The sequence below is a fragment of the Selenomonas sp. oral taxon 920 genome (genome assembly GCF_001717585.1).
In the GTDB taxonomy this organism is placed as follows: Bacteria; Bacillota; Negativicutes; order Selenomonadales; family Selenomonadaceae; genus Centipeda.
In genome coordinates this window covers 606,861-630,895 of the sequence record NZ_CP017042.1, presented here as the reverse complement: position 1 = coordinate 630,895, position 24,035 = coordinate 606,861, and the positions used below count along the sequence as shown (strand labels likewise).

20 protein-coding genes are annotated in these 24,035 nt (G+C 58.3%); 5 read left to right on the top strand and 15 right to left on the bottom strand.

Annotated elements, in window-relative coordinates; all coding sequences use genetic code 11:
- Positions 1 to 40 precede the first annotated feature (40 nt).
- From mraY to ybaK, 14 genes are all read right to left on the bottom strand, one after another.
- Complete coding sequence (mraY, locus tag BCS37_RS02830) at positions 41 to 1,027, bottom strand: phospho-N-acetylmuramoyl-pentapeptide-transferase (RefSeq protein ID WP_069180060.1); 987 nt, start codon at positions 1,025 to 1,027, stop codon at positions 41 to 43.
- Positions 1,027 to 2,433 carry a UDP-N-acetylmuramoyl-tripeptide--D-alanyl-D-alanine ligase gene (locus tag BCS37_RS02825; RefSeq protein ID WP_069180059.1) on the bottom strand — a complete coding sequence of 469 codons (1,407 nt, stop codon included), beginning with the start codon at positions 2,431 to 2,433 and terminating at the stop codon, positions 1,027 to 1,029. The genes mraY and BCS37_RS02825 overlap by 1 nt, the downstream gene beginning before the upstream one ends.
- 1 nt (position 2,434) lies before the next feature.
- The gene (locus tag BCS37_RS02820; RefSeq protein WP_069180058.1) at positions 2,435 to 3,919 is read right to left on the bottom strand and encodes a UDP-N-acetylmuramoyl-L-alanyl-D-glutamate--2,6-diaminopimelate ligase; all 1,485 of its coding nucleotides are present in this window, start codon (positions 3,917 to 3,919) and stop codon (positions 2,435 to 2,437) included.
- Positions 3,920 to 3,926: 7 nt separating this feature from the next.
- Positions 3,927 to 4,295, bottom strand: a complete 369-nt coding sequence (locus BCS37_RS02815; RefSeq protein WP_069180057.1) for a cell division protein FtsL — start codon at positions 4,293 to 4,295, stop codon at positions 3,927 to 3,929.
- 36 nt (positions 4,296 to 4,331) lie between these two features.
- Positions 4,332 to 5,267 (bottom strand): 16S rRNA (cytosine(1402)-N(4))-methyltransferase RsmH, encoded by a 936-nt coding sequence (rsmH, locus tag BCS37_RS02810; RefSeq protein ID WP_069180056.1) that lies wholly within the window; start codon positions 5,265 to 5,267, stop codon positions 4,332 to 4,334.
- Positions 5,264 to 5,707, bottom strand: coding sequence for a division/cell wall cluster transcriptional repressor MraZ (gene mraZ, locus BCS37_RS02805; protein WP_069180055.1), 444 nt, complete (start codon positions 5,705 to 5,707; stop codon positions 5,264 to 5,266). Before mraZ ends, rsmH begins: the two co-directional genes overlap by 4 nt.
- A gap of 255 nt (positions 5,708 to 5,962) precedes the next feature.
- Positions 5,963 to 6,994, bottom strand: a complete 1,032-nt coding sequence (locus tag BCS37_RS02800; RefSeq protein WP_069180054.1) for an aspartate-semialdehyde dehydrogenase — start codon at positions 6,992 to 6,994, stop codon at positions 5,963 to 5,965.
- Between the two features lie 12 nt (positions 6,995 to 7,006).
- Positions 7,007 to 7,795: a 4-hydroxy-tetrahydrodipicolinate reductase gene (gene dapB, locus BCS37_RS02795; protein WP_069180053.1), complete on the bottom strand. Its 789-nt coding sequence runs from the start codon at positions 7,793 to 7,795 to the stop codon at positions 7,007 to 7,009.
- Positions 7,796 to 7,878: 83 nt separating this feature from the next.
- Positions 7,879 to 8,295 (bottom strand): type II toxin-antitoxin system HicB family antitoxin, encoded by a 417-nt coding sequence (locus BCS37_RS02790; protein ID WP_069180052.1) that lies wholly within the window; start codon positions 8,293 to 8,295, stop codon positions 7,879 to 7,881.
- Between the two features lie 10 nt (positions 8,296 to 8,305).
- Positions 8,306 to 8,467 carry a type II toxin-antitoxin system HicA family toxin gene (locus tag BCS37_RS02785; RefSeq protein ID WP_237142741.1) on the bottom strand — a complete coding sequence of 54 codons (162 nt, stop codon included), beginning with the start codon at positions 8,465 to 8,467 and terminating at the stop codon, positions 8,306 to 8,308.
- A 99-nt stretch (positions 8,468 to 8,566) separates the two neighbouring features.
- Entirely contained in the window at positions 8,567 to 10,756 is a 2,190-nt protein-coding gene (recG, locus tag BCS37_RS02780) for an ATP-dependent DNA helicase RecG (protein ID WP_083205761.1), read from the bottom strand.
- Positions 10,704 to 12,323: a phosphoenolpyruvate carboxykinase (ATP) gene (gene pckA, locus BCS37_RS02775; protein WP_069180049.1), complete on the bottom strand. Its 1,620-nt coding sequence runs from the start codon at positions 12,321 to 12,323 to the stop codon at positions 10,704 to 10,706. The genes recG and pckA overlap by 53 nt, the downstream gene beginning before the upstream one ends.
- Before the next feature lie 136 nt (positions 12,324 to 12,459).
- The gene (gene thrC, locus BCS37_RS02770; RefSeq protein ID WP_173862584.1) at positions 12,460 to 13,962 is read right to left on the bottom strand and encodes a threonine synthase; all 1,503 of its coding nucleotides are present in this window, start codon (positions 13,960 to 13,962) and stop codon (positions 12,460 to 12,462) included.
- A 59-nt stretch (positions 13,963 to 14,021) separates the two neighbouring features.
- Positions 14,022 to 14,507 (bottom strand): Cys-tRNA(Pro) deacylase, encoded by a 486-nt coding sequence (gene ybaK / locus BCS37_RS02765; protein WP_006305854.1) that lies wholly within the window; start codon positions 14,505 to 14,507, stop codon positions 14,022 to 14,024.
- Positions 14,508 to 14,584: 77 nt separating this feature from the next.
- On the opposite strand from ybaK, the gene nadE reads away from it, so the two are divergent.
- From nadE to BCS37_RS02740, 5 genes are all read left to right on the top strand, one after another.
- Entirely contained in the window at positions 14,585 to 16,249 is a 1,665-nt protein-coding gene (gene nadE, locus BCS37_RS02760) for an NAD(+) synthase (protein WP_069180047.1), read from the top strand.
- A 144-nt stretch (positions 16,250 to 16,393) separates the two neighbouring features.
- On the top strand, positions 16,394 to 17,344 hold the full coding sequence (locus tag BCS37_RS02755) for a metal ABC transporter solute-binding protein, Zn/Mn family (RefSeq protein ID WP_069180046.1): 951 nt from the start codon (positions 16,394 to 16,396) through the stop codon (positions 17,342 to 17,344).
- Between the two features lie 22 nt (positions 17,345 to 17,366).
- A complete protein-coding gene (locus BCS37_RS02750) occupies positions 17,367 to 18,089 on the top strand; it encodes a metal ABC transporter ATP-binding protein (protein WP_069180045.1) in 723 nt (240 codons plus the stop codon).
- A 3-nt stretch (positions 18,090 to 18,092) separates the two neighbouring features.
- Positions 18,093 to 18,968: a metal ABC transporter permease gene (locus tag BCS37_RS02745; protein ID WP_006689975.1), complete on the top strand. Its 876-nt coding sequence runs from the start codon at positions 18,093 to 18,095 to the stop codon at positions 18,966 to 18,968.
- Positions 18,961 to 20,061 (top strand): metal ABC transporter permease, encoded by a 1,101-nt coding sequence (locus BCS37_RS02740; protein WP_069180044.1) that lies wholly within the window; start codon positions 18,961 to 18,963, stop codon positions 20,059 to 20,061. The genes BCS37_RS02745 and BCS37_RS02740 overlap by 8 nt, the downstream gene beginning before the upstream one ends.
- 57 nt (positions 20,062 to 20,118) lie before the next feature.
- Here the strand turns inward: BCS37_RS02740 and BCS37_RS02735 are convergent, their stop codons facing one another.
- Positions 20,119 to 23,910 (bottom strand): phosphoribosylformylglycinamidine synthase, encoded by a 3,792-nt coding sequence (locus BCS37_RS02735; RefSeq protein ID WP_069180043.1) that lies wholly within the window; start codon positions 23,908 to 23,910, stop codon positions 20,119 to 20,121.
- Positions 23,911 to 24,035: the final 125 nt, after the last annotated feature.

Genomic DNA, 24,035 nt, shown 5'->3' with positions numbered 1-24,035 from the left:
GCGCAGTGAGGCGTTTGCATGAAGTACGCAGGCAGCTCTCTCACGAAAGCAGCACAATGATCCCCGCAAGGAGTGCGCCCGCCGCGCCAACTGCCCAGAATGTATAGACCACGCGCGTCTCGCTCCACCCGCCAAGCTCGAAGTGATGATGAATCGGACTCATGCGGAAAATGCGCTTGCCGCGTGTCTGAAACGAGACGACCTGCAGGATCACAGACAGTGCCTCACAGACAAAGACAAAGCCCACAATGGGCAGGAGTGCCTCCGTATGCGAGAGGATCGCGATGCCTGCAAGAGCCCCGCCGAGTGCAAGTGAGCCCGTGTCCCCCATGAAGACTCTCGCTGGATGATGATTATACCACAAAAAACCTGCGCATGCACCAATTATTGCCGCAGAGAATACCATCAGCCCGCTGTCTGCATGATACAGGAGTGCTGCATAAAAGAGCGCCGCCACGGCGACCGTCCCGGAGGCAAGCCCGTCGAGCCCGTCCGTCAGATTAACGGCATTCGACGTGCCGACGAGGACGAATACGACGAGCACATAGTAGAGCGCGCCAATATCCCACATTTCACCCAGAACAGGGACCCATACGCTTGTGTCATGTCCGAGCAGCGCACGTCCGATCAGAATCGTGACAAGGGAGATGAAGAGCTGACCGAGCAGCTTCTGATAGGCGCGCAGTCCGAGATTGCGCTTCTTGACCACCTTGATATAGTCATCCGCAAAGCCGAGCAGGAAATGTCCGAGAAAGATGAAGAGTGCGAGCAGCGTCGTCACCGTAAGCGGCGCAAAGAGCAGTGTCGCCGCCGTTACGGCGAGCACAATCATCACGCCGCCCATCGTGGGCGTTCCGCTCTTCTGCTGATGGCTTGCGGGTCCCTCCTCACGGATGCTCTGCCCATATTTCAAACGGTGCAGAAGCGGGAGGAAGCAGACGCCGCTGAAGAGCACAATGGCGAGCGATGTCACGACGCTCAGGAGAATACTCAGCCACGGTGCGAGGAGATCCGTGATATGTCCCATCAGTGCCCCGCTTCCTCTCCCGTCAGGAGCGTGATGATCTGCTCCATCTTCATCCCGCGCGATCCCTTGAAGAGCACGGTATCCCCGTCTGCACTCAGGGTGCGGAGAAACGCTGCCGCTGCCGCATGACTCTCCGCATGGTGACAGACCGGACAGCCCGCCGCCTCCGCCACTTCGTGCATCCAGCGTGCCTGCGCGCCATAGGTCACGAGCGCCGCAAAGCCCAGTTCCGCGACACACATTCCAATCTCCCTGTGCGCCTCCTCGGCCGCTGCACCGAGTTCGAGCATGTCGCCAAGCACAGCGATCTTGCGTCCATGATAGAGTGCTGCCGTCGTTTCGAGCGCAGCACGCATGGATGAGGGGCTTGCATTGTAGGCATCGTTGATGAAGCACTGCGTGCCGACCTCGTGCACCTCGTAGCGCATCTTGGTCGGCGTGAGCGTGCGCAGCCCCGCCTGCATCTCCTGCGGCGTGAGCCCGAGGGCAAATCCCGCCGCAAGCGCTGCGAGAGCATTGCTGACATTGTGCCGTCCCGCGAGCGGAATGCTGTAGTCATGGCGCTCATTTGCCCACGTCACCATGAACTGCGCTCCATCCGCCGCAAAGCGCAGTGCCTCGGCACGGACATCCGCATTCTCCTTGATGCCATAGGTGAGAACGCGTACGCCGTCTGCGGCCAGCGCACGCATTGACGCAACGCGTGCATCGTCTGCGTTGAGGATCACCGTACCGCCCGCAGGGATCGCCTGCACAAGCTCTGCCTTCGCCTTTGCGATGTTCTCGATAGAGCCGAGCAGCTCCATATGCACCGCGCAGACATTCGTCACGATGCCGATTGTCGGCGCGGCGACAGGCGCGAGTGCCGCGATCTGCCCTCGCCCGCGCATGCCGATCTCCACGACTGCGGCGGTATCCTCCGCCTTGATGCCGAGCAGGGTCAGCGGCAGACCGACCTCGTTGTTGTAGTTTGCCGCCGTGCGGCAGACCGTACCACGTCCCGAGAGGACGGCTGCCGTCAGATCTTTCGTCGTCGTCTTGCCGTTCGAGCCTGTGATCGCGACGACGGGGATATCGAACTTCATCCGCCACGCATGTGCGATTGCCTGATATGCCGCAAGCGTATCCTTCACCGTGAGCACAGCCCCCTGCGCCTTCTTCAGCTCCTTCCGCACGGCGGCAGACAGCGGTTCACTGACAAGAACAGCCGCGGCGCTCTTGTGGAGTGCATCCGCTGCAAAATCCGCACCGTCGAAATTTTCTCCGCGCAGCGCAACGAAGAGATCTCCTGCCGCGATTTTGCGCGTGTCTGTCGTGATCCGGGGGACTGCATCACTCCCGCGAAGTTGTCCGCTGTGCAGAACAGCACCCGTCACCGCAGTCACTTCGTCCCATGTCATCACCATATCACAGCCCCCCGATTGCTTCACGTGCCGTCTCGCGGTCGTCGAAATGAATGGTTTGATCGTTCAATATCTGGTAGTTCTCATGCCCCTTGCCGAGGATGACGACCGTGTCGCCCTTCCGTGCCGTCTGAACGGCATGAAAGATCGCCGTGCGGCGATCGACGAGCTTTTCATACGGCTTTGTACCAATCACCGGCAGAACGCCCGTCTCCACCTCGTCCAAGATTGCTGCAGGATTCTCTGTCCGCGGATTGTCCGAGGTCAGCACGACAATATCCGCAAGCTCTGCCGCCATGCGCCCCATGATGGGACGTTTCGTCCGATCGCGGTCCCCGCCGCAGCCGAACACGGCGATGATCCGCCCCGCCGTCACGGCACGCGCCGTACGCAGGACATTCTCCATGCCGTCCGGCGTGTGCGCATAGTCCACAATGACGGAGAAGTCCTGCCCCGCACGCACAAGCTCGAAACGCCCCGGTACGCCCGTAAACGCACTGAGCGCTGCCACGATATCCTCTGCGGGTATCTTTTCTGCAAGTGCTGCGCCCGTCGCAGCGAGCACATTGGACACGTTGAACAGCCCCGTGATGCCAATATGAATGCGTACAGGCCGTGCACCCCTGTGCACAAGGGTCAGTTCCATCCCGTCCTGTGCGAGACGCACATCCTGTGCCGCCAGGTCTGCAGGCTGCTCCACCCCGTAGGAAATGACGGGGCAGCGTGTATGCGCACGCATTGTTGCAGATGCTCCGTCATCCGCATTGAGCACTGCTGTCTTGCCCGACTTCGACCCCTGCTCCGACACGAGATCAAAGAGACGTGCCTTTGCCCGTGCGTAGTTCTCCATCGTCTTGTGGTAGTCGAGGTGATCCTGCGTCAAATTCGTGAATACCGCCGTATCGAACTCAATGCCAGCCACACGTCCCTGGTCGAGAGCGTGGGAGGAGACCTCCATGACCACGACATCCATTCCGCGCGTACGCATCTCAGCGAGCAGCTGCTGCATGACGATAACATCGGGGGTCGTGTTCGCCGTGGGGAATACCTCGTCTTCCATCATCACCTGAATCGTGCCGACAAGCCCGACGCGTTTTCCCGCATGGCGCAGAATCGCGCGCAGGAGATAGCTTGTCGTCGTCTTGCCGTTCGTCCCCGTAATGCCGATCACGCGCATGCTGTGCGCGGGATAGTCATAGAAATAGGGTGCGATCACATCCAGTGCCTCTTGGATGTTCGGCACGTGGAGGACGGAGAGACCTGCGGGCACATTGACATTTTCCCGTTCCGTCAAAATAGCGCGAGCTCCCGCCCGCGCCACATTTGGTATAAAGCTGTGTGCATCCACATGAGCGCCTGTAATGCAGGCAAACAGCGCTCCCTTCCGAACGCAGCGCGAGTCCCGTTCGATGCTTGTGATTTCGGCATCGTCTCCCAAGAGCCGTGCATCCGGCAGAAGGGCAGCCAGTTCTGTCAATCTCTTTATCATCTGCCCATCATTCCCCTTCATGTGAAAAATACATGTTCTGCGGCACCTGCATATGCAGCTGCTCCACGGCAATCGACTCGATGCGTGCCGGCGATTTCAGCTGCGCGATCTCGATCTTGAGCCGCTCATTCTCCTGCTCAAGTTGGTCTGCAGTCTGCTGCGTGTCGAGCAGGGTATATCCATTCTTTGCCCCGATGCCGCCGAGCAGCGTCACGACCATTGCACCGAACGCAATGAGGAAGAAGATCGCACGCAGGCAGTTCCTGAGATTCGTATTCACTTCCCGCCGGATCAGCGGTTCCTTCGGCGGCTCCGCCTGTGGTGCGGGCAGTGCCTCTTCCTCGTATTCGTACGTATATATTTTGCGTGCCGGCATGTGCCCTCACCTCCTTTATCTGTAGATGATTCCTCTTTATAACTTCTCTGCAACACGCAGCTTTGCGCTCTTCGCCCGCGCATTCGACGCGCATTCACGTGCACTTGCCGCACGCGCTTTGCCAATGAGCCGCACCTCCGGCACGTGTCCGCAGACGCAGACAGGCGTCCTTGGCGGGCAGGTGCACCCCCGCGCGAGATCTTTCAGCGTTTTCTTTACAATCCGATCTTCAAGTGAGTGGAACGTAATGACTGCGAGCCGCCCGCCCTCTCTGAGGGCATGCACAGCACCCGACACTGCGTCCGCAAGAATCGTCAGTTCTTCATTGACCTCGATGCGAATTGCCTGAAAGACACGCTTGGCGGGGTGCCCTCCCTTCGCGCGCACCTGCTTCGGTACGGCGCGGTCAATGACGGCAACGAGCTGCCCCGTCGTCTCGATGGGATGGGTCTTTCGGGCCTCTTCGATGAATGCGGCAATGCGCTTTGCCCAACGCTCCTCGCCGTAACGGTAGAAGATCTCTGTCAGCTCATCCGCTGTGTACTCGTTGACGACTGTGCGTGCGCTCCGTGGGCTGCGCTGATCCATGCGCATATCGAGCGGTGCATCCTGCATATAGGAAAAGCCGCGCTCAGCCGTATCAATCTGTGGCGATGAGATGCCGAGGTCGAAAAGGATACCGTCCACAGACAAAATCCCCTCCGCCGCAAGAATGTCCCGCAAATGACGAAAATTATCGCGTACAAGCGTCACCCTGCATTTCGCATCTGCAAGGCGTTCACGCGCCGCTGCAATTGCCAGCTCGTCCTGATCAATGCCGATCAGCCGCCCCGCAGCACCCAGTCTCTCCGCAATGCGTCCCGCATGCCCCGCACCGCCGAGGGTGCAGTCCACATAGATGCCGTCCGAGCGAATCGCAAGTGCTTCGATCGTCTCCTCGGGCAGGACACTCACATGATGAAATGCGCTCATATCGTAATCCCATAGCCCGCGAGCTGCGTCGAGATCTCCGTGATGTTCGGATCGACCTCACCCGCATAGCGCAGCCACTTCTCCTTGTCCCAGACCTCAATGCGCGCATCCGCACCCGTGAGGATGACATCCTGCTTCAGTCCGATGTTCGCATAGGCACGCAGATTTGCGGGGACAAGGAAGCGCCCCTGTTTGTCGCATTCGAGCGTGCGCGCGCCCGCAATAAAAAAGCGTGCAAAGGCGCGTGCATTCGGATCCGCAATTGAGAGTGTGCGCAGCTTTGCCGCAAACTCGTCCCATGCTGTCTGTGGAAAGAGAAAAAGACTGCCGTCGAGCCCCTTCGTGATGATGAAGGAGACGCCGAGTTCCTGACGAAAGTCGGCGGGCAGGATGATGCGGCCCTTGGCATCTATGCTGTGGGCGTATTCCCCCATGAACATTCGACCGCACCACCCTTCTGGATTTATTCACCACTTTGTGGCACATATCACCACAATTCACCACTTTTACTAACAGTTATAACAAAAACACCTATTTTTTTCAAGAAAATAGGTGTTCTTTTTTTGTTGCCATGCCTGTCAAAAATCCCTCTCACTCCTTGAAATAAAAGGAGCAGAGGGATTTCACCCAATATGTCTGATTATATAAAAAAGGACTTATCTCCCATGTGGAAATAAGTCCCTAAGATGTTCTGTTCAGATGAGTTCGTGGGAGATCATGTGCTCTGCGATCTGAAGTGCGTTGAGGGCCGCACCCTTGCGGATCTGATCGCCGCAGATCCAGAAGTTCAGCGCATTCTCCGTCGACTCATCACGGCGCAGGCGCCCGATCTCAACATCGGTCTTGCCCGAGGTGAAGAGCGGCATGGGATACTCCTGCTCCGTCGGATTGTCGCGCAGGATGACACCGGGGAATGCCGCAATCGCCTTGCGCGCATCCGCAAGTGAGATTTCGCTCTCAAACTCGACGTTGACGGACTCGGCGTGGCTGCGGTAAACGGGCACACGCACGGTGGTCGCAGTGATGCGAAGGCTCTCGTCCTCCATGATCTTCTTCGTCTCGTCGATCATCTTCATCTCCTCTTTCGTGTAGAGGTTGTCCATGAAGACATCAATCTGCGGGATGAGATTGAATGCGATCTGGTAGTGCTTCGGCAGCTTTCCGACGGGCAGGATGTTCGCCGTCGGCTCTTTTCCGGACGAGAGCGCCGCGACCTGCTCCTCCAGCTCCGCCATGCCCTCCTTGCCTGCGCCGGAGACCGCCTGATAGGTCGAGACGACGATGCGGCGAATCTTTGCGAGATCGTAGAGCGGCTTCAGCCCCATGACCATGATGATAGTCGAGCAGTTCGGGTTCGCGATGATACCCTTGTGCTTCTTGATCGCCTCTGGGTTGACCTCGGGTACGACGAGCGGCACCTCCGGATCCATGCGGAATGCGCTCGAGTTGTCAATGACAACAGCGCCCGCCTTGACCGCGCAGGGAGCAAACTCCTTGCTCGCTGCGCCGCCCGCAAAGAGAGCGATATCAATACCCTCGAACGAATCGGGAGTCGTCTCCTGAACGGTATACTCCTTGCCCATAAAGGCGATCTTCTTGCCCGCCGAGCGGCTGGACGCGAGGAGACGCAGCTCCGAGAACGGGAACTTCCTCTCCTCGATGAGGTTTAGGAACTCCTGACCAACGGCGCCCGTTGCGCCAAGGATGGCAACACGATACTTCTTCATAACATTCTCCCCTTACAGCAATTTATCCAGTCCGACCGTGAGCGATGTGAGCCCGCGCACCTTCTTTGCGGCGAGCACGACGCCCGGCATAAAGGACTCGCGATTCAGTGAGTCGTGGCGGATCGAGAGTGTCTGCCCCAGCCCGCCGAAGATAACCTCCTGATGTGCGACGTATCCCGGCAGACGTACGCTGTGGATGCGCATCCCCTCGTACTCTGCGCCGCGCGCACCCGCGATCTTTTCTTCCTCATCGGGATGTCCCTGCGTGTGCGCGGCGCGCACCTCGGCGATCATCGCCGCCGTCTGCACCGCCGTCCCCGAGGGCGCATCCAGCTTGTTGTCGTGGTGCAGCTCGATGATCTCCACATCAGGCATATATTTTGCTGCCATGCGGCTCATCAGCATCATGAGCACCGCACCGATGGCAAAGTTCGGCGCAATAAATGCGGGCGTGTCGTTCTCGTCCGCCGCTGCCTTGATCGCCGCCTTCTGCTCCTCGGTCAGCCCCGTCGTGCCAACCACGGGTGAGACTTTGTGTGCGAGTGCCGTGAGGACATTCCCATAGACGACATCGGGACGCGTGAAGTCGATCATCACATCTGGATGCAGCCGCTCGAGTGCCGCCGCGAGATCCGTCTCCACGAGCACGCCGTTCTTCGCCGTCCCCGCAAGCTCTCCCGCGTCCGCACCGCCTGTGATATCCACCGCACCGACGAGTTCCAACTCTGCATCGTCGATCACAGCTTTCAGCACCGCGCGTCCCATGCGACCCGCCGCGCCATTTACCAAAACCTTTGTCAAGGCAATCTCCTCCCAAATACAGTATGACCTATTCTAGCCCAGGGAATCCCCGTATGTCAAGGAATACAACGCCCGTATCCTGCTCACTTCGCCAATTCCAGTTTCTGCAAGATTGCGTTCTGGAGAGTCTGTGAAAAGTTGAGTCCGATACGCTCCGCCTCGACATTCATCCAATAGGGTACAGAGAGCGTTTTCTTGACAAAGCGCTTGCTCTGTTTCTCTCGAAATGTAGGCATAAATGCCTCCACCAGCAGAAAAACCTCATTTTTTTGCAAAGCCTCCCGCTCTGCCAGAGTCATCATCGAAGACGGTGGGGGAATCGCCTCCTCGTCCTGTTCCATTCCATAAAGGTGAAGTGTAAGAGCCTCACGTGCTGCACGTACTGCATCCCCCTCGTCTTTCCCAAATGTGATGCATCCCGGCAAATCCGGAAACACAATGTGTACCCCATCTTCCTCATAGCTAAAAATCGCAGGATAGCGATAAACGTCCGGAAACATATTTGCCTCCCTAAAATTTAAGTCCCGATTGTTTCTCAATGCTTTTCAGATCACGAACCCCCATATCCTTAACAGGATGACGGACGGTCACTCTCCCCGGCTTCGTCGGATGCTTGAACTGATGATGATCGCCCACACAATTCACCTCAAACCAACCATCCGCCAGAAGCATACGGAGTACATCTCTCGAAGAATAGCTTTTCATCTCCCACCTTTCTATTTATAATGTCACGTATTTTGTTACGTGTCAAGATAAATTCTTATCAACTTCTCAAATCTCCCGCATGTGTTCAAACTGCTCGCGGTACTGATGCATGAGCGTCGGCAGGACAAAGGAGAGCGCGGCGGGATCGTCAAGCGTTGCGAGAGCGGCGCGGCGAGCGAGCAGAAGGAGGTCCATATCGGCGAGCACATCCGCGATCTTGAGGTCGCCGAGCCCGTGCTGCATTGCGCCGAAGAACTGCCCGGGACCTCTGAGGCGCAGATCCTCCTCGGCGAGACGAAAGCCGTCGCTCGTCCGCTCGATGACCTGAAGCCGCTCCTGTGAAGCGGCACTGCGCCCTGCAATGAGGATGCAGTAGGAGGCGTAGGAGCCGCGCCCGACACGCCCGCGCAGCTGGTGCAGCTGGGAGAGTCCGAACCGCTCCGCGTGCTCGACAACGAGGATACTCGCATTCGGCACGTTCACACCGACCTCGATGACCGTGGTCGAGACAAGCAGCTTGATGCGGCCGGCATAGAACCCCTCCATCACCGCTTCCTTCTCGGCAGACTTCATGCGCCCGTGGAGCAGCCCACAGGGAATCCCACGAAAAATGCCGTGGGACAGTTCCTCATAGACCTCCTCCGCCGAGGGCAGATCACTCTCCTCACTCGCCTCGATCAGCGGGCAGACAACGTATGCCTGCCGTCCGCTCTCAATCTCCTTGCGTACGAACGCATAGATTTTCCCGCGCGCCGTCTCATCCCGCAAAAAGGTGCGAATGGGCTGCCGTCCCGGCGGCAGATGCTCGATGCGCGAGACATCGAGGTCGCCATAGACCGTCAGCGTCATTGTACGCGGGATCGGCGTCGCCGTCATGACAAGCACGTCTGGGATTGCGGCGCTCTTCTTCTCAAGTGCCGAACGCTGTGCCACACCAAAGCGGTGTTGCTCGTCCGTCACCACAAGTCCCAACGAATCGAATGATACACCGTCCTGAATCAGCGCGTGTGTCCCGACGGCGATGTCAATCTCATGCGCGGCAAGTGCCGCCGCAGCTGCCGTGCGCTCCTTCTTTGTGAGCCGTCCCGAGAGGAAGCCCACGCGCACACCGAGCGGTGCAAGCAGTTCACGCAGCGTATCATAATGCTGATGTGCAAGAATCTCCGTCGGTGCCATCAGAGCCCCCTGACAGCCGTTCTCCACCGTCTTGACGAGCGCAAGCAACGCAATTGCCGTCTTGCCCGAGCCGACATCGCCCTGCACGAGGCGGCGCATGGGCAGCGGAGACTCCATATCACGCGAGATCTCCGCCCACACCCGTGCCTGATCCGCCGTCAGTTCGAACGGCAGCGCCGCCAGAACGCGCGCGACGAGCGTGCCGTCTGTCCTGTGCGCAATGCCCTCCTGCTGCTCTGCCGTGCGCTTTTTAAGCGCAAGCAGTCCGCATTGAATGAGATAAAGTTCCTCAAATGCGAGCCGCCGCCGCGCCGCACGCAGTTCCTCTTCCCGTTTCGGAAAGTGAATGCGCCGAAAGGCTTCCGTGCGCCCGATAAGATGGTACTCCTCACGTATGCGCTGCGGCAGTGTCTCAGAGAGTTCTCCCTCCGTCTGTGCAAGGGCATACGCCACCATCTGCCTCAGCTGCTTCTGCGTCAGCCCCTCCGTCGCCGCATACACGGGCAGAATCCCGAGGTGTTCCGCAGCCGCCTCCTGCGCATCGAGTATTTCAAAGGAGGTGATCGGAGATAGGGCAAGCTGACCGCCGCTGTTGTAGGCGTACTCCGCCTTGCCCGTGAGGAGGATGCGCCGCCCCTCGCGCAGTTTGGGTTTCAAAAAGCGCTGGTTGAACCAGACTGCCTGTGCATAGCCCGTACCGTCGCCGATAAGTGCCGTAAGCACGGTAAAACCGCGCCGCCGCGTCTGCTTCTCCGTCACCGTCTGAATCACACCGAGCACCGTCGCGCGCTCTCCCACACGCAGCTCCGCAATGGGCGTAATCCGGCTCTGATCCTCGTATGCGCGCGGATAGTAGGTCAGGAGATCATAGACCGTCTGGATGCCGAGGCGCGCGCATGCCGCTGCCTTTTTTACACCGACACCACGCACTTTGTTGATGCTGTCCGTGAGATGCATGGCATCCCTTCCCTTTCCCAAAAAAGAAGCTGCCGCAAATGCGGCAGCTTCCTCCATGTACAGATACGGTTTAGAGCTGCGGACCCGCAGGAACGAGCGCCTTGCCCTCCTCGTTGCCTTCATACTTCTTGAAGTTCTTGATGAAGCGTGCAGCGAGATCCTTTGCCTTCTCATCCCATTCCGCACGGCTCGCATACGTGTCGCGCGGATCGAGGATCTTCGGATCGACACCCGGCAGTTCCGTCGGAACCTCGAAGTCGAAATACGGGATCTTTTTCGTCGGTGCGCCGTCGATCGAGCCGTCCTGAATCGCATGGATGATGCCGCGCGTATCCTGAATCGAGATGCGCTTGCCCGTGCCGTTCCATCCCGTGTTCACGAGATAGGCACGCGAGCCGTGCTCCTCCATCTTGCGGACGAGTTCCTCTGCATACTTCGTCGGATGCAGTTCGAGGAACGCCTGACCGAAGCACGCCGAGAACGTCGGCGTCGGCTCCGTGATGCCGCGCTCTGTGCCCGCGAGTTTCGAGGTAAAGCCCGAGAGGAAGTAGTACTTCGTCTGCTCCGGCGTCAGAATCGATACCGGCGGCAGAACGCCGAATGCATCTGCCGAGAGGAAGATAACGTGCTTTGCATGAGGTCCTGCGGACTTGTCCGCAACATGACCGAGCACGATGTTCTGAATGTGGTTGATCGGATAGGAGACGCGCGTATTCTCCGTCACGCTCTTATCTGCAAAGTCCACACGGCCCGCAAGGTCGACCGTGACGTTCTCAAGCAGCGCGTTGCGGCGGATCGCCTGATAGATGTCCGGCTCTGCATCGGGATCGAGATTGATGACCTTTGCATAGCAGCCGCCCTCGTAGTTGAATACGCCCTCATCGTCCCAACCGTGCTCATCGTCGCCGATAAGGAGGCGCTCATTGTCCGTTGAGAGCGTTGTCTTGCCCGTGCCCGAGAGGCCGAAGAAGAGCGTGGTGTTCTGCCCCTGCTTGTCCGTGTTCGCAGAGCAGTGCATCGAGGAGATGCCCTTCAGCGGGAGGTAGTAGTTCATCATCGAGAACATACCCTTTTTCATCTCGCCGCCGTACCACGTGTTGACGATGATCTGCTCACGGCTCGTGAGGTTAAACATGACCGCCGTCTCGGAGTTGAGACCGAGATCGCCGAAGTGCATGACGCGTGCCTTTGCCGCATTGTAGACCACAAAGTCAGGCTTAAAATTCTCGAGCTCCTGCTCCGTCGGACGAATGAACATATTCGTGACGAAATGCGCCTGCCACGGCACCTCCATGATGAAGCGGACGGACATGCGCGTATTGACGTTCGCGCCGCAGAATGCATCCACGACGAAAAGGCGCTTGTTGCAGAGCTCGCGGATCGCGATCTCACGCACGGCGTTCCACGCCTTCTGCGTCGCGCGGTGGTTGTCGTTCTTGTACTCGTCCGAGGTCCACCAGACGGTATCGTGCGAGGTCTCATCATCGACGATGTACTTGTCCTTCGGGGAGCGTCCCGTGTAGATGCCCGTCATAACATTGACGGCATCCTTCATCTCCGTCACCTGTCCGCGCTCATATCCCTCGAGATCGGGGCGCAGCTCCTCGCGGAACAGCTGATCGTAGCTTGGATTGTGAACAATCTCCGTTGTCCCCGTAATACCGTACTGTGTCAGATCAATCGTTGCCATGGTATGACCTCTTTCCCCAAAAAGATTGATTAAATTGATACGAGGCAAAATACTGCCTTGGTATCATCTTACTGAACTAACATACTTTGTGAGAATTCTTCACATAGTATGGAAATCCTTCTTTATCGCGAAAATTTTATTGTTTTTTCTTATGCCCGGCAAAAGACAGGACCGCCGTACGCATGCCGTCGCATTCGCAGATTCCGTCATGGAGCACCTTTGCCTCACGCAGGGCGGCAAGACGCGCGGGGATCTCCATGCCGCTCCGCATGTGCAGACGTTCCATCAGCGTGAACTCATCCAGCCCGTCCGTATCCTTGCCCAGTGCATGAAGCACACTTGCGCCGAATTTGTATGGACTTGCCGTCGAAAGCACGATCATCGGGCGCATATCCCCCGTCTCGCGTCGATAGTCTTCCGCGACACGATAGGCAACCGCCGTATGCGTGTCGAGGGTATAGCTTGTCCGCTCGCAGACGATACGGATTTCCTCCTCCGTCATCATATCGCTTGTGAATGCCGCCCAGAAATTCTCACGGAGGACGGGCAGGAGACCGCTCGCGTCATAGGTTCCGTTCTCTGCAAGTTCCCTCATCCACGCAGCAACCTGTGCCGTGTCCTCCGTCAGATGATAGAGCAGACGCTCAAGATTGCTCGAAACGAGGATGTCCATCGACGGCGAAATCGTCTGACAGAACTCACGCTTTCGGTCATAGATGCCCGTCTGCAAAAAGTCCGTGAGCACATTGTTTGCGTTCGACGCGCAGACAAGTTTTCCGACGGGCAGCCCCATGCGCTTCGCATAGTACCCCGCGAGAATGTTGCCGAAATTCCCCGTCGGCACGGTGAAGTTCACCGCATCGCCCGCCGTAATTTTGCGCTCTCGGAGAAGGTCGGCATAGGCACTGAAGTAGTAGACGATCTGCGGGACGAGCCGCCCCCAGTTGATCGAGTTCGCCGAGGAGAGTTTCGTGCGGAGCGCGGCAAGTTCCTCCGCCATCGCCGCATCTCCGAAGATCTCCTTGACCCCGCGCTGTGCATCGTCGAAGTTGCCGCGCACCGCCACGACGGAGACATTCGCCCCCGTCTGCGTCACCATCTGGAGACGCTGCACGGGACTGACACCGCCGTCGGGATAGAACACCATGATGCGGATGCCCTCGGCATCGGTGAAGCCCTCGAGCGCCGCCTTGCCCGTATCGCCCGATGTCGCAACAAGGATGAGGATTGTATCCCGCTCCCCCTCCTTCACGCGTGCCGTACTCATGAGCTGCGGCAGAAGCTGCAGCGCCATATCCTTGAACGCGCTCGTCGGACCGTGCCACAGTTCAAGCACCTCAAGATCTCCGACCGCACGCACGGGCGCACGTCGCACGTCGTCAAACGTACGCCCATAGGCACGCTCCACACAGCCGCGCAGTTCCTCCTCCGTATAGTCCGTCAGGAAAAGGCGAAGGATGCGCACGGCACGCTCCTCATAGGAAAGAGGAACCAACGCCTCGATCTCGGAGAGTGTCATCTGCGGGAACGAATCCGGCACAAAAAGCCCGCCATCCGAGGCAAGCCCCTTTAGAATTGCCGCAGCGGAGGAAACGCGTTCCTTCGCACCGCGCGTGCTGAAATAATCCATTGTATACATCCTTTCTCTTGGGCAGGAAGATTCATCTGTGCTATACTATGGCATGGGTTTCTCAAAGATCAGCGCACAAGTTTTGCCGTGGTCGCGTTCGCAGCACGAACGAGCTCACACGGAGCGAGGGCAAGCTGCTCACCGCGCCGTCCGGCACTCACGCAGATACTGTCATGCTGCAGGATGCTCTCATCGCAGCAGACGGGATACGGCTTCTTTGCCCCCAGCGGCGAACATCCGCCGCGCACATAGCCTGTGAGGTCAAAGACCTCCTTGAGATGAACCATCTCCGCGCGCTTGTTGCCGCTTGTGGCGGCTGCTGCCTTGAGATCGAGCTCGCACGCACCCGGGATGACCGCCATGAACACACCCGTCCGGTCGCCGCGCACAACGAGCGTCTTGTAGATGCGCTCCAACGGGATGCCGGTCACCTCTGCCACATGCGCCGCCGAAAGATCGCTCTCATCGACGGGATAGGTCAGAAGCTCGTAGGAAATGCCAAGGCGATCCAAGATACGTGCCGCATTGGTCTTTGGAATTTTCTTCTTCGCCATATTACTCACCACTCCGGATTATACCATTGAGCCGGAATAAAAATCAAACGCTATCGCGTTTGGAAGGGAGCATCACTATGAAAATTGCACTCATCTCCATGGAAGTCGTCCCCGGTCGTCCCGATCGGAACGCTGCAACAATACGCGGAAAGATTGCAGAGGCAAAGGCGGCGGGTGCCGACCTCGCCCTTTTCCCCGCACTCAGTCTCTCGGGGCTCTTCCTCGGCGGCGTGTGGAAACAGCCCGCATTCCTGCGCGACTGCGCGGCATACGCCGAGGAGATTGCCGCTGCGGCAGATGGGATCACCGTCGTCTTTGGAAACGCAGCAGAGGCAGAGATCTGCACGGGCGTGCGCCGCACACTCATGGAGGCGCGGGACGGCGTACTGCGTGAGGTCGCACATTCACCGCTGCACGGTGCGGGAAATCAGTTTGCTCCACTCCTCTATGAGATGCCGAACGAGAACATCATCCTCGCCGCAGATGCGAGTCCCTTCCCCATTTGCTTTGGTGCAAAGTACCTCGCCCGCACGGCAATGCAGCAACATAAAATAATCTGCTACATCAACACGCTTGGCCTTCAGGACAAAGGCAAGACCGTCTACGCCTTCCCGGGCAGGGCATACGCCTTCAACGAAAAGGGCGAGCGCATTCTGATGTCTCCCGCCTACACGGAGAATGTGACCATCCTTGACACGGATCATCTGCCCACAAAGCTGGATTTCGTGGCAGAACCGATCATCGCCCCCATCCATCGCATGCTGCGCTACGCCGTGCAGAAATTTCTCGCACGCATCCATATGGAGCGCGTTGTCATCGGTATCTCGGGCGGCATTGACTCCGCCGTCGCCGCCGCCCTCTACGTCGATGCCATCGGCGCGGAAAACGTCCTGCTCGTCAATATGCCGAGCCGTTTCAACTCTGCAACAACGAAAGGGCTTGCGGCACAGCTCGCGGACAATCTCGGCTGCCGCCACATGATCGTCCCCATCGAGGAGAGTGTCACGCGCACGGTCGATCAGCTCACGACTGTTCCCATCATGGGGAAATGTGCGGCAGAGGGCGAACATCTCGCGATCTCCTCGTTCGTGCGCGAGAATATGCAGGCGCGTGACCGCAGCGGACGTGTCCTCTCCGCCGTCGCCGCCGCATGGGGCGCAGGATTTACCTGCAACGCAAACAAGGCGGAGTCCACCGTCGGCTATGCAACTCTCTACGGCGATCAGGCAGGCTTCCTCTCAGCACTCGCTGACCTCTGGAAATATCAGGTCTACGACCTCGCACGCTATCTGAACGACAGCGTCTATGGGCGCGAGGTTGTCCCACAGGGTATCATCGACATCGTACCGAGTGCCGAACTCTCCGATGCGCAAAACGTCGACGAGGGCAAGGGCGACCCCATTCGCTACCCCTATCACGACTACCTCTTCCGCGCCTTTGCAGAGAACAATGAAACGCCTGAGGAAATTCTGGAATACTATGCCAAAAACGCGCTCGAAGCACATATCGGCTGTAAGAAAGGGCTTGTCGCAGACTATTTCCCGACGGCGGCAGACTTTATCGCCGACCTCGAACGCTGGTGGGGGCTCTATACGGGCATGGCAGTCGCCAAGCGCATCCAGTCGCCGCCGCTGCTGTCCGTCAGCGGTCGTGCCTACGGCAGCGACCATCCCGAATCGCAGATCGGTTCCTATGAAACGATCCGCTATCGCGCATTGAAAGAGAAGCTGCTCCAGAAATAAAACAGAATGGACCTTGTCGCCCCTGTGGATTTTCACGGGGGCGTTTTCATTTTTCATAAATCAATTTCTATATTGAGAAATTTTCTCATTTACAAGATGGAATTTTTGTGTTATTCTCAATACAAATGAAAGGATGGTGCTGTCATGCACGCAAAAAAATTTTCCCTGCATCTCTTACTCACCCTCGCTCTTGCCCTTACGGCACTGATCGCCGTCGGCTGCGGCGGAGGAGGCACAGGCGGCGACAAGGCAGCCGACACGAAGAAAACCGTAACGGTCACGACCTCATTTTTACAGGATATGACAAAGCAGCTCGCGGGCGATTATGTGAACATCGAACTGATTATCCCCGCAGGCGAGGATCCGCATCTCTACGTCGCACAGCCGGCCGACCTCGAGAAGATCAAGAAGGCGGATCTCCTCCTCTACCACGGTCTGCACTTCGAGGGCAAGATGGCAGAGGTGCTTGAGAAAAAGGGCGTCGCCGTGACAAAGAACTTCGCGGATGCAAACATCAACTATATGGAGGAGGACGGCAAAAAGATCGTCGACCCGCATTTCTGGTTCGATGTCGCACTCTACAAACAGGCGACCGAGGAGGCGGCAGCCGAGCTTGTAAAACTTATTCCCGAACACGAAAAGGAGATTCAGGAGAATCTGAAAACGTATCTTGCGGAACTCGACGCACTTGATGCGGAGATCACGCAGAAGATCGCGCAGATCCCCGAAGGGCAGCGCAATCTCGTCACGCCGCACGATGCATTCAACTACTTCTCCCACCGCTACCATGTTAATGTCATTGCACCGCAGGGTGTCAGCACAGACTCCGAGGTTGCGAATGCCGACATCGAGAAGACGGCAAACTACATTGTCGAGCACAAGGTCAAGGCGGTATTCGCCGAGAGCACGACGAACCCCGAGCGCATGAAGAAGCTGCAGGAGGTCTGCAGGACGAAGGGCTTCGATGTCGAGATTGTTGGCGGTGAAGGCAATGAGCTCTTCTCGGATTCTCTTGCACCCGAGGGACAGAAGGGCGACACCTATATCACGATGTACCGCAGCAACATCGATCTGATTGTTTCGCACCTGAAATAAACATCGCTGGAAGGGACGCAGAATGGAAGGAACGAACAGCGTCATACATATCGAAGATCTCACAATGGCATACCGCGATACCCCCGTGCTCTGGGACATCGACCTCGATGTGCCGGAGTGCGTGCGCTGTGCGATCGTAGGGCCGAACGGCGCGGGCAAATCCACCCTGCTGAAGGGGATCCTCGGGCTGCTGAAGCCCGTCTCAGGTGCAGTGCTCCTCTGGGGCAAGGCACTCTCCGCCGTGCACAAGCAGATCGCCTATGTGCCGCAGCGCGGCTCGGTACACTGGGATTTCCCGACGACGGTCTTCGATGTCGTGCTCATGGGGCGCTATACCCATCTGGGACTTGTGCGCCGTCCCGGCAAGGAGGATCGCACACTTGCGATGAATGCCCTCGAAAAGATGAAGATGGCAGACTTCGCCGACCGTCAAATTTCTGAACTCTCTGGCGGACAGAAGCAGCGCGTCTTCATCGCACGCGCACTCGCGCAGGACGCGCAGCTCTACATCATGGACGAGCCGCTTGCGGGTGTTGACGAGACAACGGAACGCATCATCATGGACAAGTTTATGGATTTACAGAAGGAAAAGCGCACCGTCATCGCCGTCCACCACGATCTCAGCACACTCGATGCCTATTTCGACTATCTCGTCGTACTGAACCGCACGGTAAAGGCATCGGACTATCTCGCAGATATTGACAAGGAGGCGGCACTCGCGCGCGCCTATCGCGTGAAGGAGTGAGCGATGGACATTCTGACGAACTACACCTTTCAGATCGTCGCGCTCGGCAGCGTCATCCTCGCCGTCGCCGCCGCTCCCGTCGGCGCACTCAGTGTCTACAAGGGGCAGAGCCTCATCGGCGATGCAATCGGGCACTCGACCTTTCCCGGCATCATCCTTGCCTACATGGCGTTCGCGACGCGCAGCCCCGTCATCCTCCTCGCGGGAGCAATTCTGGCAGGTGCGGCAAGCTACGCGCTCATTCAGCTCGCGCACAGGGACAAGCGTCTGGGGCTCGATGCAAATCTTGCAATCTTCCTCTCGGGCTTCTTCGGGCTTGGTATGGCGCTCAAGAGTTTTATCCAAGGAAATCCCGACTACGCGGGCGCGTCACAGGCGGGGCTCGGGACGTACATCTTCGGACAGGCGGCGTACATGCTTGAGGCGGATGTCCTGCTGATCGCCGTCGTTTCTGCCCTCGTGCTCACGCTCCTGCTGCTCTTTTACAAGGAGCTGAAGCTCTTCGTCTTTGACGCGGAGTATGCGGAGGTGGTCGGACTGCCCTGCCGTTTGCTGAACCTTCTCCTGCTCGTCATGACGATTGCCGTCATCGGCATCGGGATCAAGGCGGTCGGCGCAATCCTCATCAGTTCCTTCCTCATCATTCCCTGCGTTGCGGCAAATCAGTGGTCGAACAACTTTGTACGCGTGCTCCTGCTGAGCAGTCTCATCGGTGCGGTCTCCGCGCTCGTCGGAACGTACATCAGCACGCTCGAACAGGGCATGTCGACGGGGCCCTCCATCATCCTCGTTGCCTCGCTGATCGCCTTTTTTTCCATTGTTTTCGGGACAAAGGGCATCCTCGGCAGCGTGTTGAAACGGAGGCACTCACATGGATGACGCACTGCTCGTACTCCTGCTGACGGCGGCAGCGTGCGCACCGCTCGGCGTATTCCTCATCCTGCGCCGTCTCTCCATGATGGCGGACGCAATCAGTCACACCGTTCTGCTCGGCATCGTGCTCGCTTTCTTCGTAACGCATGACCTCGGCTCGCCGTGGCTGCTCTTCGGTGCGGCACTCATGGGCGTTGTCACGGTGTCTCTCGTCGAGCTGCTCGGCAAGACACGCCTTGTCAAATACGACGATGCAATCGGTGTCATCTTTCCCCTGCTCTTTGCACTCGCCGTCATCCTCATCAGTAAATATGCGGGGAATGCCCACCTCGATACCGATATGGTACTCATGGGCGAAGTCATCTACGCTGGGCTGAACACGGTCGAGATCGGCGGCGTGGAGATTCCTGCAGCGGCGCTCAAGATGGGCGGGCTCGCCCTCCTGATTGCAGTGTTTATCACCGTGTTCTACAAGGAGCTCAAGGTCTCCACATTTGACGGCGAATACGCACGGCTCATCGGCGTACCGACGGGCATCCTCTTCTACGCCTTTATGTCTCTGACCTCACTGACCACGGTCGCAGCATTCGATGCGGTCGGTGCGATTCTCGTCATCTCATTCTTCATCGCACCGGGAGCTACGGCACTGCTCTTTACAAAACACCTGTCGCACACGCTCCTCCTCGCCCTCCTCGTCAGCATGGTGAACTCCGCTCTCGGCTACGTGCTCGCCGTCCATATGAACGCCTCGATTGCGGGACTCTGCGCCGTCATAAATATGCTTGTCTACCTGCTTGCCCTGCTCATGGGGCCAAAGGGGGCTGTCACGGCATACATCCGCCGCAAAAGAAGTATGCGGCAAATGCAGCGCGACCTCTTTCTCCTCCACATCGGCAGGCATACGGCAGAACACGCAGAGAGCGCAGAGAATCACAGGGATGAGATCGGCGGCCACCTGAAATGGGACGACCGCAAGATACAGCGCGTGAGCCGCGAGCTGATCGAGCGTCACCTCCTCCATCGCGCGGGCAGCTACTACCTGCTCACGGATGCAGGTGCATCAGCATATGCGGCACTCTGCAAGAGGTACTTCCTATAGATACAAAAATCGTCCGACCGCCGCAAAAGCGATGGTCGGACGATTTTTCTGATCACATTATCGAATAAAGTAGGAAACACCGGACTCAAAGATCATCTGATTCATTTCACCGGGCACGTTCTTGGAGATGTTCTCACCGATGCGCTCCGCGTGCGCCATGCGCCCATAAATGCGCCCGTCGGGACTCGTGATGCCCTCGATGGCATTCACCGAGCCGTTCGGATTGTACGGCTGTTCGAGCGTCGGCTCTCCCTTTTCATTGACGTACTGTGTCGCAATCTGCCCGCGGATGCGCATATTCGCCACCGTCTTGGCATCCGTATAGAAGCGTCCCTCGCCGTGCGAAACTGCGATTGTATGCGTATCCCCGACGTTCACACCGGACAGCCACGGCGAGAGATTCGACGCAACACGCACGCGTACGGTCTGCGAGACATGCCGCCCGATGTTGTTGTAGGTCAGCGTCGGCGAGTTCTCATCTAGGTCGACAATCTTGCCGTATGGCAGCAGGCCGAGTTTCAGGAGTGCCTGGAACCCGTTGCAAATGCCGAGGATAAGACCGTCCTGATCGCGCAGGAGGCGCTGCACCGCCTCTGTGAGTGCGGGTGCACGGAACATTGCCGCGATGAATTTGCCTGTCCCGTCCGGCTCGTCGCCGCCGCTGAAGCCGCCCGGCAGCATGAGGATCTGCGCACGGCGGATGGACGCTGCAAGCTCGGCAACGGTCTCCTCGACCGCCTTCGGCGTGAGGTTGCGAACGACAAAGATCTCGGGGATCGCACCTGAGCGCTCCCACGCACGCGCCGAATCGTACTCGCAGTTCGTTCCCGGAAATACGGGGATGCAGACGCGCGGCTTTGCAATCTTCACGGAACTGCCCACAATTTTCCCCTGTTTGTAGGGTGCATACGTCGGGCGGTCGATCTGCCGCACGACCTGCGGCACCGTTGTTGGGAAGATCTTCTCAAGCGGTGCTGTATACGCCTCCTTGACATCGGCGAGAACAATGGTGTCAAGCTCCGTGATGATGCTCGGCACGTCGCGCGTCTTGCCGATCTCAACCGCGCCCGTTCCCGCAAGGTTTGCTGCGATATCGAACGAGGGCGAGACCTCAAGCAGCAGCGTTCCGTAGAGCGGCTTGAAGAGATCGTCCTGCTGAATAAACGAGGTGAACTTAAAGCCCAGATTGTTGCCGAGACACATCTTCGAGATCGCCGCCGCGATGCCGCCGCGACCGACACTGATCGCAGAGAACGCCTTCTTGTCCGCGATCAGCTGATGAACTTTTTCAAAATTCGTGTTGAGGCGTGCAAAGACGGGCAGATCCTGCGCGTCATGCGGAACGGGAACCATGACGACGGTATTGCCCGGATATTTGAACTCGGGCGAGAGTGCCTCATTGGCGCGCATGGTCGCTACAGCGAAGGCGACGAGCGTCGGCGGCACGTTCAGGTTCTCAAACGTACCGGACATGGAGTCCTTGCCGCCAATCGCAGGAATCCCCAGCTCATGCTGCGCGCGCAGTGCGCCGAGGAGTGCGGCAAAGGGCTTGCCCCATTTCTTCGGATCCGTGCCGAGCCGCTCGAAATACTCCTGCAGGGTGAGACGTACCCGACGCGCCTCGCCGCCCGTGGCGACGATTTTCGCCACAGCCTCAACGACGGCGTAGACCGCTCCGTGGAACGGGCTCCACGTCGAGAGATCGGGATCGAATCCAAACGCCATCGCGGATGCCGTGTTCGTCTCCCCATGTCGGACGGGAAGCTTCGCCACCATTGCCTCCGACGGCGTGAGCTGGTACTTGCCGCCAAACGGCATGAGAACGGATGCCGCGCCGACGGTCGCGTCGAACCGCTCTCCCAGTCCCTTCTGACTGCATACGTTGAGATCGGAGAGATTCGCGAGCCACATATCCTCCAGCTCTCGTCCCACCTGCTTCACCTGCTGAGGAACCTGCTGGAGGTAGGGCGTCTTTTCATTCGGCGGCTCGACAATGACACGGACACGCTGGCGCACGCCGTTCGTTGCAAGGAAGCTGCGCGCGATCCGCACGATTTCCTTATCGCGCCACTTCATGACGAGAATCGGCTCTGCCGTTACGCGAGCGACCTCAGTCGCCTCGAGATTCTCCACGTCCGCATGACGCAGGAATGCAGGGACATCCTTTGGAGAGAGCACAACTGCCATGCGTTCCTGCGACTCGGAGATCGCAAGCTCCGTGCCGTCGAGTCCCTCGTACTTCTTTGGCACGGCATCGAGGTTGATCGTCAGCCCGTCCGCAAGTTCTCCGATTGCAACGGCAACGCCGCCTGCGCCGAAATCATTGCAGCGCTTGATCATGCGGCTGACCTCCGGATTTCGGAAGAGTCGCTGAATCTTGCGCTCGGTCGGCGGATTTCCCTTCTGCACCTCCGCACCCGAGGTCGTAAGCGAGCTCTCCGTATGCTGCTTGGAGGAACCCGTCGCCCCGCCGATGCCGTCACGCCCGGTGCGTCCGCCGAGCAGGACGATGACATCGCCCGGTGCGGGACGCTTGCGCACAACCTGTGCAGCGGGCGCGGCGCCGATGACCGCGCCGATCTCCATGCGCTTGGCAAGATAGCCCTTGTGGTAGATCTCACGCACCTGACCCGTTGCAAGTCCGATCTGGTTGCCGTAGGAGCTGTATCCCTCCGCCGCACCGAGCGTGATCTTCTTCTGCGGCAGCTTCCCGGGGAGGGTATCCTCAATCGGCATGCGCGGATCAAATGCCCCCGTCACACGCATCGCCTGATAGACGTAAGAACGCCCCGAGAGCGGATCGCGAATCGCTCCGCCGAGACACGTCGCGGCACCGCCGAATGGCTCAATCTCCGTCGGATGATTGTGCGTCTCATTCTTGAACATGAGGAGCCAGTCCTCATCCTTGCCGTCCACATCGACTGTGATGCGAATGCTGCATGCGTTGATCTCCTCGGATTCATCGAGGTCGTCGAGCTTCCCCTCTGCGCGCAGCGCCTTCATCCCAATGACGGCAATGTCCATCAGAGTCACATCGCGCTGCTTCCCGTCCATATACAGCATCTTGCGGTCATCCATGTAGCGCTGATAGGTTTCAAAGATCGGCAGAGAAAAGGGGCCGTTCTCGATGTTCACCGCATCGATCGCCGTCGTAAAGGTCGTGTGTCGGCAGTGATCCGACCAGTAGGTATCGATGACGCGCAGCTCCGTAATCGTCGGAACACGACGCTCCGTGTCACGGAAATACTGCTGCACAAATGCAAGATCCTCCACGCTCATCGCAAAGCCATGCTCCCTGTGGAACTGCTCCAGCTCAGCATGCGAGAGATGATTGAACTCCTTTAGGATTTCCACGTCTGCCGGCAGTACGATGCGGCTCTCCAGTGTCGCAGGTGTCGCAAGCGAAGCCTCGCGGCTCTCTACCTTGTTGATGAGGTATGCCTTGATCTGCTCGTAGACGCGATCATCCATCTTGCCGACGAGAACAACAACACGCGCACTGCGCACATCGGGGCGCTCCCCCTGCGTCACGAGCTGCACACACTCCGCCGCCGCCGCTGCCGTCGGGTCGAACTGCCCCGGCAGCGGCTCGATGGCAAAGACACGCGCATCGGAAAAGAGCGGCAATGTGTCCTCATAGACCGTATCGACCGGCGGATCGGCAAAAACGATGCTGCGCACCTGCGCAAATTCCTCGTCATTGAGCCCCTCTATGTCATAACGTGTGATGAGGCGCACGGCGCGCAGATCCGTCAGGCGGAACGTCTCCACCAGATCGCTGCAAAGCCGCTGTGCAGGAATATCAAAAAAACCCTGACGCTTCTCCACAAAGATTCGTTTGACAGCCATAGGAATCCTCCTCCTCAAACCTTGGGAAGCACTGATACACTCTGCGCCCATCTGACAGACTTCATTGCATCAGCGATTTCCTTGTTTTCCCACGCTCTATTTTATCGAAACTTAATCAAATATGC

Coding starts and splice junctions, on each gene's coding strand:
- mraY (WP_069180060.1), bottom strand. CDS start 1,027: ATGGGACATATCACGGATCTCCTCGCACCGTGGCTGAGTATTCTCCTG.
- BCS37_RS02825 (WP_069180059.1), bottom strand. CDS start 2,433: ATGGTGATGACATGGGACGAAGTGACTGCGGTGACGGGTGCTGTTCTG.
- BCS37_RS02820 (WP_069180058.1), bottom strand. CDS start 3,919: ATGATAAAGAGATTGACAGAACTGGCTGCCCTTCTGCCGGATGCACGG.
- BCS37_RS02815 (WP_069180057.1), bottom strand. CDS start 4,295: ATGCCGGCACGCAAAATATATACGTACGAATACGAGGAAGAGGCACTG.
- rsmH (WP_069180056.1), bottom strand. CDS start 5,267: ATGAGCGCATTTCATCATGTGAGTGTCCTGCCCGAGGAGACGATCGAA.
- mraZ (WP_069180055.1), bottom strand. CDS start 5,707: ATGTTCATGGGGGAATACGCCCACAGCATAGATGCCAAGGGCCGCATC.
- BCS37_RS02800 (WP_069180054.1), bottom strand. CDS start 6,994: ATGAAGAAGTATCGTGTTGCCATCCTTGGCGCAACGGGCGCCGTTGGT.
- BCS37_RS02790 (WP_069180052.1), bottom strand. CDS start 8,295: ATGTTTCCGGACGTTTATCGCTATCCTGCGATTTTTAGCTATGAGGAA.
- BCS37_RS02785 (WP_237142741.1), bottom strand. CDS start 8,467: ATGCTTCTGGCGGATGGTTGGTTTGAGGTGAATTGTGTGGGCGATCAT.
- recG (WP_083205761.1), bottom strand. CDS start 10,756: ATGAAGGCAACGAGGAGGGCAAGGCGCTCGTTCCTGCGGGTCCGCAGC.
- pckA (WP_069180049.1), bottom strand. CDS start 12,323: ATGGCAACGATTGATCTGACACAGTACGGTATTACGGGGACAACGGAG.
- thrC (WP_173862584.1), bottom strand. CDS start 13,962: ATGTATACAATGGATTATTTCAGCACGCGCGGTGCGAAGGAACGCGTT.
- ybaK (WP_006305854.1), bottom strand. CDS start 14,507: ATGGCGAAGAAGAAAATTCCAAAGACCAATGCGGCACGTATCTTGGAT.
- nadE (WP_069180047.1), top strand. CDS start 14,585: ATGAAAATTGCACTCATCTCCATGGAAGTCGTCCCCGGTCGTCCCGAT.
- BCS37_RS02755 (WP_069180046.1), top strand. CDS start 16,394: ATGCACGCAAAAAAATTTTCCCTGCATCTCTTACTCACCCTCGCTCTT.
- BCS37_RS02750 (WP_069180045.1), top strand. CDS start 17,367: ATGGAAGGAACGAACAGCGTCATACATATCGAAGATCTCACAATGGCA.
- BCS37_RS02745 (WP_006689975.1), top strand. CDS start 18,093: ATGGACATTCTGACGAACTACACCTTTCAGATCGTCGCGCTCGGCAGC.
- BCS37_RS02740 (WP_069180044.1), top strand. CDS start 18,961: ATGGATGACGCACTGCTCGTACTCCTGCTGACGGCGGCAGCGTGCGCA.
- BCS37_RS02735 (WP_069180043.1), bottom strand. CDS start 23,910: ATGGCTGTCAAACGAATCTTTGTGGAGAAGCGTCAGGGTTTTTTTGAT.